Annotated in this window: 17 protein-coding genes; 9 read left to right on the top strand and 8 right to left on the bottom strand. The window is 66.8% G+C overall.

Going from position 1 to position 16,255, the window contains the following annotated elements; translation table 11 throughout:
• Nucleotides 1-46: 46 nt before the first annotated feature.
• Nucleotides 47-907, bottom strand: a complete 861-nt coding sequence (locus AC0KS4_RS27570) for a MaoC family dehydratase (RefSeq protein WP_225326271.1) — start codon at nt 905-907, stop codon at nt 47-49.
• Nucleotide 908: 1 nt separating this feature from the next.
• Nucleotides 909-2,591 carry a 3-oxosteroid 1-dehydrogenase gene (gene kstD, locus AC0KS4_RS27575; RefSeq protein ID WP_225326272.1) on the bottom strand — a complete coding sequence of 561 codons (1,683 nt, stop codon included), beginning with the start codon at nt 2,589-2,591 and terminating at the stop codon, nt 909-911.
• 72 nt (nt 2,592-2,663) lie between these two features.
• Here kstD and AC0KS4_RS27580 point away from each other — a divergent pair, with 72 nt between their 5' ends.
• The 7 genes from AC0KS4_RS27580 to AC0KS4_RS27610 all read left to right on the top strand — a co-directional run bounded on the left by AC0KS4_RS27580 (nt 2,664) and on the right by AC0KS4_RS27610 (nt 9,037).
• Nucleotides 2,664-3,449 (top strand): 2-keto-4-pentenoate hydratase, encoded by a 786-nt coding sequence (locus AC0KS4_RS27580; RefSeq protein WP_225326273.1) that lies wholly within the window; start codon nt 2,664-2,666, stop codon nt 3,447-3,449.
• 51 nt (nt 3,450-3,500) lie between these two features.
• A complete protein-coding gene (locus AC0KS4_RS27585) occupies nt 3,501-4,433 on the top strand; it encodes an acetaldehyde dehydrogenase (acetylating) (RefSeq protein WP_225326274.1) in 933 nt (310 codons plus the stop codon).
• Nucleotides 4,430-5,491: a 4-hydroxy-2-oxovalerate aldolase gene (gene dmpG / locus AC0KS4_RS27590; protein WP_225326275.1), complete on the top strand. Its 1,062-nt coding sequence runs from the start codon at nt 4,430-4,432 to the stop codon at nt 5,489-5,491. The genes AC0KS4_RS27585 and dmpG overlap by 4 nt, the downstream gene beginning before the upstream one ends.
• Before the next feature lie 43 nt (nt 5,492-5,534).
• Nucleotides 5,535-5,837, top strand: coding sequence for a hypothetical protein (locus AC0KS4_RS27595; protein WP_225326276.1), 303 nt, complete (start codon nt 5,535-5,537; stop codon nt 5,835-5,837).
• An 88-nt stretch (nt 5,838-5,925) separates the two neighbouring features.
• On the top strand, nt 5,926-7,065 hold the full coding sequence (locus AC0KS4_RS27600; protein WP_225326277.1) for a hypothetical protein: 1,140 nt from the start codon (nt 5,926-5,928) through the stop codon (nt 7,063-7,065).
• Nucleotides 7,062-7,844 (top strand): SDR family oxidoreductase, encoded by a 783-nt coding sequence (locus tag AC0KS4_RS27605; RefSeq protein WP_225326278.1) that lies wholly within the window; start codon nt 7,062-7,064, stop codon nt 7,842-7,844. The genes AC0KS4_RS27600 and AC0KS4_RS27605 overlap by 4 nt, the downstream gene beginning before the upstream one ends.
• Before the next feature lie 47 nt (nt 7,845-7,891).
• A complete protein-coding gene (locus AC0KS4_RS27610; RefSeq protein WP_238955694.1) occupies nt 7,892-9,037 on the top strand; it encodes a sulfotransferase family protein in 1,146 nt (381 codons plus the stop codon).
• 69 nt (nt 9,038-9,106) lie between these two features.
• Here the strand turns inward: AC0KS4_RS27610 and AC0KS4_RS27615 are convergent, their stop codons facing one another.
• Both AC0KS4_RS27615 and AC0KS4_RS27620 read right to left on the bottom strand, forming a co-directional pair.
• A complete protein-coding gene (locus tag AC0KS4_RS27615; protein ID WP_225326280.1) occupies nt 9,107-9,556 on the bottom strand; it encodes a hypothetical protein in 450 nt (149 codons plus the stop codon).
• Between the two features lie 7 nt (nt 9,557-9,563).
• Nucleotides 9,564-10,721: a Rieske 2Fe-2S domain-containing protein gene (locus AC0KS4_RS27620; protein WP_225326281.1), complete on the bottom strand. Its 1,158-nt coding sequence runs from the start codon at nt 10,719-10,721 to the stop codon at nt 9,564-9,566.
• 114 nt (nt 10,722-10,835) lie between these two features.
• On the opposite strand from AC0KS4_RS27620, the gene AC0KS4_RS27625 reads away from it, so the two are divergent.
• Nucleotides 10,836-11,360 (top strand): gamma carbonic anhydrase family protein, encoded by a 525-nt coding sequence (locus AC0KS4_RS27625; RefSeq protein ID WP_225326282.1) that lies wholly within the window; start codon nt 10,836-10,838, stop codon nt 11,358-11,360.
• Here AC0KS4_RS27625 and AC0KS4_RS27630 read toward each other — a convergent pair.
• From AC0KS4_RS27630 to AC0KS4_RS27645, 4 genes are read right to left on the bottom strand one after another with little or no spacing between them, the layout of a single operon-like run.
• Complete coding sequence (locus AC0KS4_RS27630; RefSeq protein WP_225326283.1) at nt 11,357-11,776, bottom strand: nuclear transport factor 2 family protein; 420 nt, start codon at nt 11,774-11,776, stop codon at nt 11,357-11,359. The two genes, AC0KS4_RS27625 and AC0KS4_RS27630, sit on opposite strands and share 4 nt — an antisense overlap.
• The gene (locus tag AC0KS4_RS27635; protein WP_225326284.1) at nt 11,773-12,972 is read right to left on the bottom strand and encodes a thiolase domain-containing protein; all 1,200 of its coding nucleotides are present in this window, start codon (nt 12,970-12,972) and stop codon (nt 11,773-11,775) included. Before AC0KS4_RS27635 ends, AC0KS4_RS27630 begins: the two co-directional genes overlap by 4 nt.
• A complete protein-coding gene (locus AC0KS4_RS27640) occupies nt 12,972-14,036 on the bottom strand; it encodes a thiolase domain-containing protein (protein WP_225326285.1) in 1,065 nt (354 codons plus the stop codon). The genes AC0KS4_RS27635 and AC0KS4_RS27640 overlap by 1 nt, the downstream gene beginning before the upstream one ends.
• Before the next feature lie 15 nt (nt 14,037-14,051).
• Entirely contained in the window at nt 14,052-15,047 is a 996-nt protein-coding gene (locus tag AC0KS4_RS27645) for a Zn-ribbon domain-containing OB-fold protein (RefSeq protein WP_225326286.1), read from the bottom strand.
• Between the two features lie 63 nt (nt 15,048-15,110).
• Here AC0KS4_RS27645 and AC0KS4_RS27650 point away from each other — a divergent pair, with 63 nt between their 5' ends.
• Nucleotides 15,111-16,142, top strand: a complete 1,032-nt coding sequence (locus AC0KS4_RS27650; protein WP_238955695.1) for an LLM class F420-dependent oxidoreductase — start codon at nt 15,111-15,113, stop codon at nt 16,140-16,142.
• Nucleotides 16,143-16,255 lie beyond the last annotated feature (113 nt).

The following is a 16,255-nucleotide window of genomic DNA, read 5'->3' on the forward strand; positions in this document are numbered from 1 at the left end:
ACGTGAAGCTAGCCGCGCGCTGGAGCTCGGCGGAAGGGCCGGAACCCTACGCCGGGACCAGCTCGACGCCGGAGAGCACGACGGCGTTGTCGCGCGAGGGCGCGACGACGCTGGCCACAAACCGGCCGCTCTCCTTCCAGATGCCGACCTTGAGCGTCTCGCCGGGGAATGCCACCCCGGCGAAACGCGCACCGTAGGCGGCCACCGCGGCGGTGTCACCGTCGAGCAGCGCGTCGGTGATCGCCTTGCAGGTCATCCCGTACGTGCACAGCCCATGCAGGATGGGCTGCGAAAAGCCTGCGGCAGCGGCGAATTCGGGATCGGAGTGCAGCGGGTTGCGGTCGCCGCACAGCCGGTAGAGCAGCGCCTGCTGCGGCAGGATCGGCACGTCGACCTCGAGATCGGGGGCGCGGTCGGGCGCGGCGTCGCCCCCCGACGGCCCGCGCTCACCACCGAAACCGCCTTCGCCGCGGGCGAAGATGGACCGTCGCTGCGTCCACAACAGCGTGCCGTCCGGCGCGGTCACCGTGGTCTCGCTCCAGATCACCGCGGCCTTGCCCTTGTCCCAGATGTCCGTGAACCGGGTGACGGCCTTCGCCGAGCCCGACGGCGGCAACGGCCCGGGCACCTCCACCCGCTCGCTGGCGTGCAGCACCTTGCCCAGTTCGATGTCGATGCCCGGGAACTGCACGGTTGGCGGTTTCGTGGCGTGGAAGGTGGCGGCCACGTTGCCGAACGTGGGCAGCACCTGCGGGGTGTCGTCGACCAGGTAGCGCAGCTCGCGCGGATCCATCGGATCGGCGCCCGCGCCCAGCCCGAGGTGGTAAAGCTGCACATCGCTACTGGCCCAAGAGAATTCGATGGGATCCAGCTCGGCGTTCAGCGCGACGTCTACGTCGATAGGCATGTCAGTTCTCTCCCGCTATATGCAATGCCGCCAGGTAGCCGAACGTCATGGCCGGACCGATGGTGCCACCCGGACCGGGATACGTGTGGCCCATCACCGGGGCACTGACATTGCCCGCGGCGTAAAGCCCTTCGATGATACTGCCGTCGTCGCGCAGCGCCCGGCCGTGGACATCGGTGCGGATTCCGCCCTTGGTCCCCAGGTCGCCGGGCACCATCTTGGCGGCGTAGTACGGCGCGTGGCTGATCTCGCCGAGGTTGGGGTTGGGCTTGTTGGTCGGGTCGCCGTAGTACCTGTCGTAGGCGCTCTCGCCGCGCTGGAAGTCCGCGTCCACACCGGAGCGCGCGAAACCGTTGAAACGTTCCACGGTCGCGGTGAATTCGTCCACCGGGAGTCCGGCCTTGGTCGCCAGCTCCGCCAGCGTGTCGGCCGTGATGATGACGCCCGACTCCAGCCACTTACGCGGAATGCGTTGTCCAGGTTGCAATCCCGCGAAGATGTAGCGGTCGCGGTACTGCTGGTCGAAGACCAGCCACGCGGGAATGTTCTCACCCGGCCCCGGCCCCTGGCCGTATTCGCCGCCGTACATGTGATGGCAGGCTTCCACGTAGGGCATCGACTCGTTCATGAACCGTTTGCCGGACATGTTGACGATGATCGATCCCGGCGAGTTGCGCTCCGACAGTGCGAACCACGGCGCACCGACCAACGGGACGGTGGGCCCCCACCAGGCGTCTTCCATCAATTCGAGTCCGGCGCCCAGCTTTTCGGCGGCGACGATGCCGTCGCCGGTGTTTGCCACCGCGCCGACGGTCCATTCGGTGGTGATCGGCGCGCGCTGGTACTTGACCCGCATCTGTTCGTTGTGCTCGAACCCGCCCGACGCCAGGATCACGCCGCGACGGGCCCGGATCAGTTGGGGCTCACCCGATTCGGCTTCGCCGGCGCCGCGTACGTAGACCCCGCGCACCACGCCGTCGTCGACGTACAGGTCGGTGAGGGCGGTGTTGAGCACCACCGGAACACCGGCCCGTTGCAACCCGATTCGCAGCGGCCCGATCAGCGCCCGGCCCATGCCGACGAGGTTCTTGCCGGTCGCCTTGGCCCACATCGTGCGGGCGCCGACCTTCAGGCTGCGCAGCACGCCGCGCGGGTGCCGCTTCAGCTGGTTCAACCGCACGTAATCCTGTTGCATCACCACGACGTTGAGCGGCACTTTGCCGTACGCGGGCTCCAGGCCGCGCTCGTCGGCCCCGAGCTTGCGGGCGTTGAACGGCTTCGGCTCGATCGAGCGGCCCTCCGCGCGCCCGCCCGGCGACTCGGGGTAGTAATCGGAGTACTTCGGCACCCAGCACATCTTCAGCGGCGTGTGCTTGAGCACGAACGACAACATCTCGGGCCCGCGCTCGAGGTAGGTGTCGATGCGTTCCGGCTCGACGACGTTGCCGATGATCCCGTGCAGATACGTGCGGGCGGCTTCCGCGGTGTCCTTGACCCCGTCACGCTTGAGCACTTCGTTATTTGGGATCCAAACGCCGCCGCCCGAGCGTGCGGTCGAGCCGCCAAAGTGCGGGGCCTTTTCGATGACTATTGTGGAAAGACCCCGGTGAGCGGCGGTAAGGGCGGCCACCATGCCGGCCCCGCCGCTCCCGACCACGACGACGTCGTACTCCTGCGCTGACATGTAGAACACGTTATAGAATTGCCCGGGGCGGCCGCTACTGGCCCGGTCGACCGTACGAGGAGACGTAGAGAAATGCTCAGTGTTGCTACCCGCGACGAGCTCGCTGCCGACTTGGCGCAGGCTGAGCGCAGCGGTGAGCCGATCCCGCCGCTGACCGCCGCCTATCCGGACATCGACGTCGTCGACGCCTACGAGATTCAGCTGATCAACATCCGCCAGCGGGTCGCCGAGGGCGCCCGCGTGCTGGGCCACAAGGTGGGGCTGTCGTCGTTGGCGATCCAGCAGATGATGGGCGTCGACGAGCCCGACTACGGGCATTTGCTCGACGAGATGCAGCTGTTCGAAGACACCCCGGTCAAGGCGAACCGCTACCTGTATCCGCGGGTGGAGGTCGAGGTCGGTTTCGTGTTGAACGCGGACCTGCCGGGGGCCGGTTGCACGGAGGACGACGTACTGGCGGCCACCGAGGCGCTGGTCCCGTCCATCGAGTTGATCGACACCCGGATCACCGACTGGAAGATCGAGCTGTGCGACACCATCGCCGATAACGCGTCGTCGGCCGGTTTCGTGCTGGGTCAGGCCCGGGTGTCCCCCCGCGACATCGACGTCAAGGGGATCGACGCGGTGCTGCGCTGCAACGGCGAGGTCGTCGCGGAGGGCCGCACCGACGCGGTGCTGGGCAACCCCGTCACCGCGGTGGCGTGGCTGGCCCGCAAGGTGGACGGGTTCGGCGTGCGGTTACGCAAGGGCGACGTCGTGCTGCCCGGATCGTGCACGCGGGCGATCGACGCGCACCCCGGCGACGAGTTCGTCGCCGACTTCGCAGGCCTCGGTTCGGTGCGTCTGGCGTTCGAATAGGCTCGAATTAAATCGACCAACTTAAATCTCAGTAGTTCGAAAAGGGGCATCATGCCGTCCAAGGCGAGTGTGGCCATTGTCGGGTCGGGCAACATCAGCACTGACCTGCTCTACAAGTTGTTGCGGTCGGACTGGCTGGAGCCGCGCTGGATGGTCGGCATCGACCCCGAAAGCGAGGGTCTGGCGCGGGCCCGCAAGCTGGGTTTGGAGACCACCCACGAGGGCGTGGACTGGCTGTTGGCGCAGTCGGACAAACCCGACCTGGTCTTCGAGGCGACCAGCGCCTACGTGCACCGCGACGCCGCACCCAAGTACGAGGCCGCCGGCATCCGGGCCATCGACCTGACGCCGGCCGCGGTGGGTCCGGCGGTGATCCCGCCGGCCAACCTGCGCCAGCACCTGGATGCGCCGAACGTCAACATGATCACCTGCGGTGGCCAGGCCACCATTCCGATCGTGTACGCGGTGTCGCGCGCGGTCGCCGACCTCGGTGGCGTGCCGTATGCCGAGATCGTCGCCTCGGTCGCCTCGCTGTCGGCGGGGCCGGGCACCCGGGCCAACATCGACGAGTTCACCAAGACCACCAGCAAGGGCGTGGAGACCATCGGCGGTGCCGCCCGCGGCAAGGCGATCATCATCTTGAACCCGGCCGACCCGCCGATGATCATGCGCGACACCATCTTCTGCGCCCTCCCCGAGGACGCCGACCGCGACGCGGTCGCCCAATCCATCCACGACGTGGTCGCCGAGGTGCAGACCTACGTGCCCGGCTACCGGCTGCTCAACGAACCCCAGTTCGACGATCCGTCGATCAACTCCGGAGGCCAGGCGCTGGTCACCACGTTCGTCGAAGTCGAGGGCGCCGGCGATTACCTGCCCCCCTATGCGGGCAACCTGGACATCATGACCGCCGCGGCGACCAAGGTCGGCGAGGAGATCGCCAAGGAATCCTTGACCGCGACGGCCGGAGGAGCGCAAGCATGAGTACCACCGACATCTTCTTCAACCCGGTCTGGGACGTCCGGATGACCGACACGTCGCTGCGCGACGGCTCGCACCACAAACGCCACCAGTTCACCAAGGACGAGGTCGGCGCCATCGTGGCCGCCCTGGACGCCGCGGGTGTGCCCGTCATCGAGGTCACCCACGGCGACGGGCTGGGCGGCTCGAGCTTCAACTACGGGTTCTCCAAGACCCCCGAGCAGGAGCTGATCAAGCTCGCCGCCGAAACCGCCAAAGAGGCCAAGATCGCCTTCTTGATGCTGCCCGGTGTGGGCACCAAGGAGGACATCAAAGAGGCCCAGAACAACGGCGGCTCGATCTGCCGGATCGCCACGCACTGCACCGAGGCCGACGTCTCGATCCAGCACTTCGGCCTGGCCCGCGAACTCGGCCTGGAAACCGTCGGCTTCTTGATGATGAGCCACACCATCTCCCCGGAGAAGCTGGCCGCCCAGGCCCGCATCATGGCCGATGCCGGCTGCCAGTGCGTCTACGTGGTCGACTCGGCCGGGGCGCTGGTCCTCGAAGGCGTGCGGGACCGGGTCGCCGCGCTGGTCGCCGAACTCGGCGACGACGCCCAGGTCGGCTTCCACGGCCACGAGAACCTCGGACTCGGGGTGGCCAACAGCGTCGAGGCCGTGCGCGCCGGCGCCAAGCAGATCGACGGCTCGTGCCGCCGCTTCGGCGCCGGGGCGGGCAACGCGCCCGTCGAGGCGCTGATCGGGGTGTTCGACAAGATCGGCGTCAAAACCGGCATCGACTTCTTCGACATCGCCGACGCCGCGGAAGAGGTCGTCGCCCCCGCCATGCCCGCCGAGTGCCTGCTCGACCGCAACGCCCTCATCATGGGCTACTCCGGGGTCTACTCCAGCTTCCTCAAGCACGCCATCCGCCAGGGTGAGCGCTACGGCGTCCCGCCGCATGAGCTGTTGCACCGGGCCGGCCAGCGCAAGCTCATCGGCGGCCAGGAGGACCAGCTGATCGACATCGCGCTGGAGATCAAGCGCGAGCAGGAAAGCGGCGCCGCGACCGCTCGCTAGCACACACAGGGCACGCAAAGGTAGCGCGAGTAACCTGGCGCGCATGAGCACATCCAAGACAGTCGGCGCCCGCCGCCGTGGGCTGCACGGCCTGCTCGTCGGGGGGCTACTAACCGCCACCGCGGCAACGTTGATCGCGCTGCCGGTGGCCAACGCGGATCCCGGGTGTAATCAGGACGTGGGTAGTTCCATCGACTCGTACCTGCAGCGCCATCCCGACCTCCACCAGCAACTGATCGACAAGTCAAAGGGCGAGGGCGGTAACGGCAGCGTGATCGACTACCTGAACCGGCATCCCGACGTGCGCCAGCACCTGATCGAGCTGTCCCACGCCTGCCCGCCGTAGCGAAGCTGCCTCGTCCTTGAACCCCGCGGCCGACGCGCCGGAATGTTCGCCATTGACGAAAAAGTAGAACACGTTCTAGCGTCTAGGCGTGTCCGCAAATTCCTTTTCCGGCCCGCTCACCCAAGCGATCGCTGAGGCCGAACAGCTGGTGGCCGATGCGCCGTTCATCGAGACCGAAGCCGACCTCCTCGAAGGGTTGCAGTACCTGGCCGGCTGCATCTCGGCCTGCATCCATCTGGCCGTGGACTACGACCGCGACCATCCCTTCCTGCAGTCGGGTACCGGGCCGTTCACCAAGATGGGCCTGGACAACCCCGACACCCTCTACTTCGGTACCCGGGTGCACGCCAACCACGATTACGTGGTCACCGGCAGGCGCGGAACCACCACCGATTTGAGTTTCCAGCTACTCGGCGGCGAATACACGGACGACTTCGTGCCCGTCAGCCAGGCCGCGTTCGACGATCGCGAGCTCGAGATCGCGCCCGACGGCAGCTTCGAGTGGCGGGTGCGACCCACCAGCCCCGGACAATTGGTGATCCGCGAGGTGTACGGGGACTGGTCGGCCCAGCGCGGCACGCTGGCGATCTCGCGGCTCGACACGGCGGGCACCGCACCGCCGCCGCTGACCCGCGAGCTCATCGAAAAGCGTTACGCCACGGCGGGAAAGCAGCTTGTCCAGCGAGTGAAGACCTGGCTGCAATTCCCGCAATGGTTTTATCTCGACCTGCCGGTCAACACCATGGTGGCGCCGCGGCTGACTCCGGGCGGACTGGCCACACAGTACTCGTCGGTCGGGCACTTCGACCTGCGACCGGATCAGGCGATGGTCATCACCATCCCGGTCACCGACGCGCCCTACCTCGGCTTCCAGCTGGGCAGCCTCTGGTACATCTCGCTGGACTACATCAACCACCAGACTTCGCTGAACAACACGCAGGCGCAGGCGGATCCGGACGGCAAGGTGCGCATCGTCGTCGCCGACCAGAACCCGGGAGTGACCAACTGGGTCGAGACGCTCGGCCATCGGCGGGGCTTCCTGCAGTTCCGCTGGCAGCGGGTGTCGCGTGAGCTCACCGATGCCGACGGTCCGAGCGTCGAGGTGGTCGACATCGACAAGGTTCCGGCCGCGTTGCCGTACTACGATCACAACAAGATCTCAGAGGGCGACTGGCGCGCGCGTATTGCGTTGCGCCACCAACAAATTCAGGCGAGGATGCTGGGATGACGAAGTTGCTCGACGGCAAGGTAGTGGTGATCAGCGGCGTCGGCCCGGGTCTGGGCACGACGCTGGCGCACCGATGCACGCGAGAAGGTGCCGACCTGGTGCTGGCGGCCCGCACGCCGGAACGCCTGGACGACGTCGCCAAGCAGATCGCCGACCTCGGAGGCCGGGCGACGACGGTGCGCACGGACATCACCGAGGACGACCAGGTGAGCAACCTGGTCGATGCCACCTTGGAGGCCTACGGCAAGGTCGACGTGCTGATCAACAACGCATTCCGGGTGCCGTCGCTGAAACCGTTCTCCGGCACCAGCTTTCAGCATATCCGCGACGCGATCGAACTCAGCGCGCTCGGCGCACTGCGGCTCATCCAGGGGTTCACGCCGGCGCTGGCCGAGTCGAAGGGCTCGATCGTCAACGTCAACTCCATGGTGTTGCGGCACTCGCAGGCGAAGTACGGCGCCTACAAGATGGCCAAGTCGGCGCTGCTGTCCATGTCGCATTCGCTGGCCACCGAGCTGGGCGAGCAGGGGATCCGGGTCAATTCCGTTGCACCCGGCTATATCTGGGGCGAGACATTGCAGGGCTACTTCAACCACCAGGCCGGCAAGTACGGCACCACGGCCGAGCAGATCTACGAGGCCACCGCGGCCGGCTCCGATCTGAAGCGGCTGCCAACCGAGGACGAGGTTGCCTCGGCGATCCTGTTCATGGCCAGCGATCTGTCCAGCGGCATCACCGGCCAGACATTGGACGTCAACTGCGGGGAGTATCACACGTGATGTCGGCGCTGACGATGCAGAAGCGATGAGGAGGAAGCGGCGCAACAATGAGTGATCGCACCGATATCGGTACCGTCGACGAGCTCCACGCATCGGCCACCAAGCTGACAGGGCTCGACGACTTCGGCGTCGACGACGACAACTATCGCGAAGCGCTCTCGGTGCTGCTGGACTCCTACCGGACCGAGGCCGGGCTTACGGTGTTGGGCAGCAAGATGAATCGCTTCTTCCTGCGTGGGGCGCTGGTGGCGCGGTTGCTGTCCGAGGCCGCCTGGAAGCAGTACCCGCAGTACGCCGACGTTGCCATCGAACGCCCCATCTTCGTCACCGGTCTGGTGCGCACCGGAACCACGGCGCTGCACCGGCTCCTGGGCGCCGATCCCGCGCATCAGGGCCTGCACATGTGGCTGGCGGAATTCCCGCAACCGCGCCCCCCGCGCGAGACTTGGGAGTCGCACCCGCTGTATCGCCAGCTCGACGCGCAATTCACCCAGCACCACCAGGAAAACCCCGGCTACACCGGGCTGCACTTCATGGCCGCCTACGAGCTGGAGGAGTGCTGGCAGCTGCTGCGGCAGTCGCTGCACTCGGTGTCCTACGAAACGCTGGCGCACCTGCCGAGCTACGCGCAGTGGCTCTCCGAGCAGGACTGGACGCCGTCATATCGGCGGCACCGCAAGAACCTTCAGCTGATCGGGCTCAACGACGCCGACAAGCGGTGGGTGCTGAAGAATCCCAGTCACCTGTTCGCGTTGGACGCGTTGATGGCGACCTACCCCGACGCGCTGGTGATCCAGACCCATCGGCCGGTCGAAACGATCATGGCCTCGATGTGCTCGCTCGCGCAGCACACCGCCGAGGGCTGGTCGACGACGTTCACAGGCGCCCAAATCGGTGCTGACGCAATGGAAACCTGGTCGCGGGGGTTGGAGCGGTTCAACACCGCCCGGGCCAGATACAGCCCGGACCAGTTCTACGACGTCGACTACAAGGAATTGATCGCCGACCCGATGGGCACCGTGGCCGACATCTACCGGCACTTCGGCCTGACCCTGACCGAAGAGGCCAAAGCCGCCATGGAAAAGACCCATGCCGACAGCCGGTCCGGCGAGCGGGCGCCCAAGCACACCTACTCGCTGGCCGACTATGGCCTCAGCACCGAGACGGTCAAGGAGCGGTTCGCGGGCCTGTGATCCGTCGCGAGACTGCAACTGGCGACACATTTCCCGAGTGGCGCCGTCGGTAGTTACAGTCTCGCGGAGTCAGTCTGCGTCCGGATCGTCGTCGAGGTAGCCCTCGGCGACGGCATGCTCGATGCTGTCGCTCAGTTTGGGGCAGGACCGGGTGCGCGCGGTGTCACCGCCGGCCTCCCGCACTTCGGTGAAGTGCGCGCAGCGCTGCCACGCCTCGGTGTTCCATTGCACCGCAGTGTGTCCGGGGCCAAGCCTGCGCACCGTGACGCGGACGTGGCAGAAGCGGCAGTCCACCGGCAGCAGGCCCGAGTTGAGGTAGCGCTCACGGTCGGCGCGGCTGGCTTCGGCCACGGCGGCCGCGCGCTGCGGATCGTTGGCGAAATCCCTTGACTTCGACCACGATCCGGAGCCGCTGTCGCGGCCCGGCTTCTCCTCGTGGTCGTGATGATCGCCGTGCAGCGCCAACATCGATCGCGCAAGCCGATCGACGTCAGGTACCTGCGGCTGATCGTCGCCCATGGGGTCCTTAGTGCTGCTCCGCCGGAACGTCTTCGGATTCCTTGGCCTTGAGGTTCTCGGAGACCTCGGAATTCCAGTACTCGTTGGCGCGGGTGGTGTCGACCTCGATCTCGAAGCGTTCCACCATTTCCGGCTCGATGTCGGCGACGTCGACGTAGAACTGCTGATACCAGCGGCGCAGCTGGTAGACCGCGCCGTCCTCTTCGACCAGCAGCGGATTGTCGATGCGAGTCTTGTGCTTCCAGATCTCGACGTCCTGCAGGAAGCCCTTGCTGACACCCTCGGTGAACACCTTCGCCAGCTTGTCGGTCATCTTTTCGTCCATGCCCTTGGGCTTTTCGACGATGACACCCCACTGCAGCACGAACGAGTTCTGGGTGACCGGGTAGTGGCAGTTGATCAGGATCGACTCGGCCTTGTAGCCGCCGTAGCTGTTGTGCAGCCAGTTGATCATGAACGACGGGCCGAAGTAGGACGCCTCGGAATCCAGGTGCGCCTCACCGTAAGACGTGCCGAGATCGTTGACATCGGGCCGGCCCACGTTGTGCAGGTACTGCGACGCGATGTGCCCCTCGAACACGTTCTTGAAGTACGTCGGCAATCCGAAATGGATGTAGAAGAAGTGCGCCATGTCGGTGACGTTGTCGATGATGTCGCGGCAGTTGGACCCCTCGATGAGGATGCTGTTCCACCGCCACTCGGTCCACTCGTCGCTGTGGGCTTCCGGGATGTCCGGAATCTGCACGGCGGGGTCCGGCGGATTGTTTTCGTGGTCGTGCCAGACGAACAGCAGGCCGCCGCGCACATCGGTCGCCCACGACCGGGTGCGGGCCGTCTTCGGCGTGCGCTTGGCGTACGGCACCAGCTTGCAGCGGCCATCACCGCCCCAGCGCCAGTCGTGGAACGGGCAGGCGACCTCGTCGCCCTTGATGGTGCCCTCCGACAGGTCTCCGCCCATGTGTCGGCAATAGCCGTCGAGGACCTTGATGTCCCCGTGGGAGTCGGCGAAGACCACAAGCTTGGTGCCGAAAGCCTCGATCGAATGCGGCTTACCGTCCTGAAAGTCCTTCGCGACGCCCAGGCAGTGCCAGCCGCGGGCGTACCTGGTCGGCAACGCGCCGGGATCAATCTCCCGGATGCCGACCGCCTTGGTGTCGGTACTCACCTGTCACCTCCAACTCGTAGCCCTCTAACTAGAACACGTTACAGTTTTGCGGCGGGGGCGCGCAACGACGGCGAGCCTGGCTGGGACATATGCGTGCTGGGGTATATGTAAACGATGCCGCTGTTTGCATTCGAGGGCCGGTCACCACGGGTCGATCCCACCGCTTTCGTGGCCCCCACGGCCACTCTGATCGGCGACGTTGTCGTGGAGGCGGGGGCCTCGATCTGGTTCAACGCCGTCCTGCGTGGCGACTACGCGCCCATCGTGGTCCGGGAGGGCGCCAACGTGCAGGACGGATCGGTGCTGCATGCCCCGCCCGGTATCCCGGTCGACATCGGTCCTGGCGCGACCGTGGCGCACCTGTGCGTCGTCCACGGGGTGCACGTGGGGCCCGAGGCGCTGATCGCCAACCACGCCACCGTGCTGGACGGCGCGGTCATCGGCGCGCGCAGCCTGGTCGCCGCGCACTCATTGGTCACCGCCGGCACCCAGATCCCGGCCGGGATGCTGGCGGTCGGCGCCCCCGCCCAAATCCGCGGCCCGGTCGCCGGCACCGGCGCGGAGATGTGGCTCAAGCTGAATCCACAGGCCTACCGCGACCTCGCACAGCGGCATCTGGCCGGGCTGGAACCGATTTAGACCTTGCGCGTGTTGGCCGCCGCGCGGTCCATCTCCCAATAGGCGCGCAGGGCCACCAGCTTGCCCTCGTCGTTGGCCTTGTAGGTGAACACGCCCTCGGCGGTCGTCTGGTATTCGCCCGTCGTGATGAGGATGTGCCCGACGTTGGCCTCCTCGTTGCCGCACTGATACGTGTCGCGGAACACGAACTCGATCTTCGCGGTCGGGGCGATCGCCTTGTCCCAGAACGCCGAAATCGCGTCGCGCCCCCGATGCCCTTTGCCTTCGGGGTCAAACGCGGAGGGGCCGATCGGGTCTTCGACGATGGCGTCGTCGGCGAACACCGCCAGCCAGGCGTCCTTGTCCCGGGCCGCCACCGCCTCGCGGGAGCGGCGGCCGGCCTCGTGCGCGGGATGCTCAGTCTTGGGCGCGCTCACGCCTCGACCTTTTGGGCCGCCGGCTTGTCGGCGCCGACGACCCACATGGAGTAGTACTGCGAGCCGCCGCCGTAGGCGTGTCCCAAGGCCTTTCGCGCGTTGGGTACTTGGTGGTCGCCACCCTTGCCCATGACCTGGATCGCCGCTTCGGCGAAGCGAATCAGGCCCGAGGCGCCGATCGGGTTGGACGACAGCACGCCGCCCGACGGGTTCACCGGCAGCCGACCGCCGATCCTGGTCTCGCCCGCTTCGGTGAGCTTCCAGCCTTCGCCCTCGGGCGCAAACCCCAGGTTTTCCAACCACATCGGCTCGAACCAGGAGAACGGAACGTAGATCTCCGCGGCGTCGATCTCATCGACGGGGCTCGTGATGCCGGCGGCCTTCCACAGCGCGGCGGCCGCGTCACGGCCGGCCTGCGGGCTGACCTGGTCGCGCCCGGAGAACTGCAGCGGCTCGGTGCGCAACGCGGTGGCGTGAATCCATGCCACCGGATTGCCTTGCGCCAGGCGGGCTTCGGCGGCCTCCTCGTTGCCGATCACGACCGCCGCCGCGCCGTCGGAGGACGGGCAGGTCTCGTCGTAACGGATCGGGTCCCACAGCATCGGCGACGCCATCACCTTCTCCACGGTGATGTCGGGCTGATGCAGGTGCGCCAGCGGGTTGCGGACGCCGTTGAGCCGGTCTTTGACCGCGACCATGGCACCGATGTTGGTCGGCGCCCCCGAGCGACGGATGTAGGAGCGCACGTGCGGGGCGAAGTAGCCGCCCGCGCCGGCGCCCACCGGCTTGATGAAGGGGATCGGAATTGACAACGCCCACATCGCGTTTGATTCCGACTGCTTCTCCCAGGCCATCGCCAGCACGCGCCGGTACTTGCCGGACTGCACCAGACTGGCGGCCACCACGCCGGTGGAGCCGCCGACCGATCCCGCGGTGTGCACCCGGATCAGCGGCTTGCCGGTCGCGCCCATGGCGTCGGCCATGAACAGCTCCGGCATCATGACGCCCTCGAAGAAGTCCGGCGCCTTGCCGACCACGACGGCGTCGATGTCGTCGAACGTGCAACCCGAGTCGGCCAGCGCCCGATCGATCGCCTCGCGCACCAGGCCGTTCATCGAAACGTCCTGGCGCTTGGCGACATACTTCGTCTGTCCGGTACCTAGTACCGCAGCGATGTTTGGCCCTGCACCGGCCATCAGTTCTTTCCTTCCATGACCGCGACCAGGTTCTGTTGTAGCGCAGGCCCGCTGGTGGCGTGCGCCAGCACCCGCTCAGCCGAACCATTCCAGATGTGTTGTGCTGCAAAGCCGATGCGCTCGAGGCCGGCGACGAACATGGGATTGGCCGCCAGAGCGCCGCCGGACGGGTTGACCTTGGTCGGTCCCGGAATCCGGATGGCTTCCTCGATGATCAGGTGCTGGTGGGTGAAGGGTGCGCAGATCTCGGCCACGTCCAGGTTGTCGGTCCTGCCGCCGGTGGCCACGTGGGCCGCGGCCTTGGTCGACGGGGACTCGGTGAGGTCGCGCGCGCCCAGCGACGGGGTTTCGATGCGATGCTCGATTCCCGTTATCCAGGCCGGGTTTTCGCGCAGTTCGCGTGCCCGGTCGCCGGCCGCGAGCACGATCGCCGCGGCACCGTCGGTGATCGGCGCGATGTCGTGGCGCCGCAGCGGGTCGGCGTAAAACGGCCGTTCGAGCAATTCGGCCACGCTGATCGACCCCTCGATCTTGTCGACCCGGCGCGCGTTCGCGAAGGAGTCGAAGGCCACGCGCGCCATCTGCTCCTCGGTCCACTTGCCGGTGTCGAGCCCGATGCGGGCCTGCAGCCCGGCCATCGAGATCGAATCGGGCCACAGCGGCGCGACGGTGTAAGGGTCGGTCTGCCGCGAGAGGATTTGGCGCAGGATCCCGGCCGAGGACTTGCCGAAGCCGTACACCAGTGCGGTGTCGACCTCACCGGTCAGGATTTTGATGTAGGCCTCGTAGAGGGCCCATGCCGCGTCCATTTCGACGTGCGATTCGTTGATCGGCGGAACGGCGCCGATGGAGTCGATCGCCGAGATGAACGAAAAGGCCCTTCCGGCAAGGTAATCCGACGATCCGGAACACCAGAAGCCGATGTCGGTCCTTTCGATGCCCAGCTCCTCGTACAGCTGGGCGAAGCACGGTATCAACATCTCGACGCCGTTGGTGGTGCCGTCGGTGCGGCGGACATGCGGGGCGTGGGCAAAGCCGACCACCGCAACGTTGCGAGCGCTCATGTGTTCGTAAGCCCTTTACAGGTGATGCTTGTAGGTGTCGTAGTCGGCGTCGGGTTCCCCGGTCGGCCGGAAGTACTCGATGTTGTCGATGCCAAAACCCCACTCCTCGCGGGGTTTCCACACCGCTTCGACGCGCATGCCCATCCGCACCTCGTGCGCGTCGATGTCGGCGACGAGATGCAGGAACGGGATGTCGGCCCCGTCGAGCAGCACGTAGGCGGCCACGTAGGGCGGCTTGATGCGCTGGCCCTGGAACGGGATGTTGATGATCGCGAACGTCGTCACGGTGCCCTTGTCCGGCAGCTCGACGAACTCGGTGGTCGGCTGACCGGTGGCCGGGTCGGCGCCGTGCGGCGGGAAGTAGACCTTCCCGCTTTCGCCGGTGCGCGCACCCAGCAGCTTGCCCTGGGCGATGGCGCGAAGGTAGGCGCTCTCCTCGTGCGAGGCGGTGTGCTGAATGGTCAGCGAGACCGGTGTGACGACCATGGTCACCGGGTCTTTGTCGCCGTCCGACCGCTCCGCGACGGCTTCAGCTTCCTCGCCGAGCGCGAAATACGCGATGTCGGTGATGGCGCCCACCGGCTCGTCGGCCCAGTGCACATGCACCCGGGTGCCGGACTTGATGGCGTTGGGCTCGCCCGCATCCACCGCGTGGATCAACGGGGTGTCGGCGCCGTCGAGCTTGATCAACGCCCAGGCGAACGGCCGGTCGAGCGGCTGGCCCTCGATCGGTTCGGGCTGCCAGGTCCACGAGACGACGGTGCCGACGCTGGAGACCGGTACCATCTCGCCCAGCGGCTCATAGGTGACCGGGTCATATTCCGGCGGCGGCACATGTACCCGGCCATCCGATCCGCGTACACCCAGGACGTGGCGGTCACGCAGTGCGGTGAAGAACTTACTCAGCGTGGGGCCGACTGAACGGGTGTAGTCGAAGGCCAACGTCAGTGGCGCGGAGAGCGGTGGCTCAGGGTGATCCATCAGGGGCGGGCTACTCGAGCTGGCTGTCACGCCATCGAGTAGAACAGGTTCTAAGAACGGATTCAACATCGGGTCTGCGGAAGGGCGAAGACGATGAAGCTGGGACTGCAGCTGGGATATTGGGGCGCGCAACCGCCGGAGAACCACGGTGAGCTCGTCGCCGCGGCCGAGGAGGCCGGGTACGACGCCGTCTTCACTGCCGAGGCGTGGGGATCCGACGCCTACACGCCGCTGGCCTGGTGGGGATCGTCGACGTCCCGGGTGCGGCTGGGCACCTCGGTGGTGCAGCTGTCCGCGCGGACCCCGACGGCCTGCGCGATGGCCGCCCTGACGCTCGACCACCTGTCCGGCGGCCGGCATGTGCTGGGCCTCGGAGTCTCCGGGCCGCAGGTGGTCGAGGGCTGGTACGGCCAGTCGTTCCCCAAGCCGCTGGCCCGTACCCGCGAATACATCGACATCATCCGGCAGGTGTGGGCGCGGGAGGCGCCGGTGACCAGCGGCGGGCCGCACTACCCGCTGCCGCTGAACGGCGAGCGCGCAACAGGTCTGGGCAAACCGCTCAAGCCGATCACCCATCCGCTGCGGGCCGACATCCCGATCATGCTGGGCGCCGAGGGGCCGAAGAACGTCGCGCTGGCCGCCGAGATCTGCGACGGCTGGCTGCCGATTTTCTACACGCCGCGCATGGCCGACACCTACAACGAATGGCTGGACGAGGGGTTCGCCCGCCCGGGCGCGCGCCGCAGCCGCGAGGACTTCGAGATCTGCGCGACGGCCAACATCGTCATCACCGAGGACCGCAGCGCCGCCTTCGCGGCCATGAAGCCCTACATCGCGCTCTACATGGGCGGGATGGGCGCCGAGGACACCAACTTCCACGCCGACGTCTACCGGCGGATGGGCTACTCCGAGGTCGTCGACGACGTGACGAAGCTGTTCCGCAGCAACCAGAAGGACAAGGCGGCGGAGATCATCCCGGACGAGGTGATCGATGACGCCGCGATCGTCGGCGACATCGACTACGTGCGTAAGCAGATCAAGGCCTGGGAGGCCGCCGGCGTGACCATGATGGTGGTGTCCGGGCGCAGTACAGAGCAGGTCCGCGAGCTGGCGAGCCTGATCTGACCCCAGCCCAGCGCGGACTAGAACACGTTCTAATTTTCTTGCCAGCGGGTGAGAACGCGTTCTAGATTGTCCGGATGACACGCCCGACGACGATGCCGAGCGCGCAGCGCGAT

The organism is Mycobacterium sp. NTMscope_MAC_12, from assembly GCF_976985675.1.

What these genes read in the sequence shown, in the direction of transcription:
- AC0KS4_RS27570 (WP_225326271.1), bottom strand. Translation starts at nt 907, where the DNA reads ATGCCTATCGACGTAGACGTCGCGCTGAACGCCGAGCTGGATCCCATC.
- kstD (WP_225326272.1), bottom strand. Translation starts at nt 2,591, where the DNA reads ATGTCAGCGCAGGAGTACGACGTCGTCGTGGTCGGGAGCGGCGGGGCC.
- AC0KS4_RS27580 (WP_225326273.1), top strand. Translation starts at nt 2,664, where the DNA reads ATGCTCAGTGTTGCTACCCGCGACGAGCTCGCTGCCGACTTGGCGCAG.
- AC0KS4_RS27585 (WP_225326274.1), top strand. Translation starts at nt 3,501, where the DNA reads ATGCCGTCCAAGGCGAGTGTGGCCATTGTCGGGTCGGGCAACATCAGC.
- dmpG (WP_225326275.1), top strand. Translation starts at nt 4,430, where the DNA reads ATGAGTACCACCGACATCTTCTTCAACCCGGTCTGGGACGTCCGGATG.
- AC0KS4_RS27595 (WP_225326276.1), top strand. Translation starts at nt 5,535, where the DNA reads ATGAGCACATCCAAGACAGTCGGCGCCCGCCGCCGTGGGCTGCACGGC.
- AC0KS4_RS27605 (WP_225326278.1), top strand. Translation starts at nt 7,062, where the DNA reads ATGACGAAGTTGCTCGACGGCAAGGTAGTGGTGATCAGCGGCGTCGGC.
- AC0KS4_RS27610 (WP_238955694.1), top strand. Translation starts at nt 7,892, where the DNA reads ATGAGTGATCGCACCGATATCGGTACCGTCGACGAGCTCCACGCATCG.
- AC0KS4_RS27615 (WP_225326280.1), bottom strand. Translation starts at nt 9,556, where the DNA reads ATGGGCGACGATCAGCCGCAGGTACCTGACGTCGATCGGCTTGCGCGA.
- AC0KS4_RS27625 (WP_225326282.1), top strand. Translation starts at nt 10,836, where the DNA reads ATGCCGCTGTTTGCATTCGAGGGCCGGTCACCACGGGTCGATCCCACC.
- AC0KS4_RS27635 (WP_225326284.1), bottom strand. Translation starts at nt 12,972, where the DNA reads ATGGCCGGTGCAGGGCCAAACATCGCTGCGGTACTAGGTACCGGACAG.
- AC0KS4_RS27640 (WP_225326285.1), bottom strand. Translation starts at nt 14,036, where the DNA reads ATGAGCGCTCGCAACGTTGCGGTGGTCGGCTTTGCCCACGCCCCGCAT.
- AC0KS4_RS27650 (WP_238955695.1), top strand. Translation starts at nt 15,111, where the DNA reads ATGAAGCTGGGACTGCAGCTGGGATATTGGGGCGCGCAACCGCCGGAG.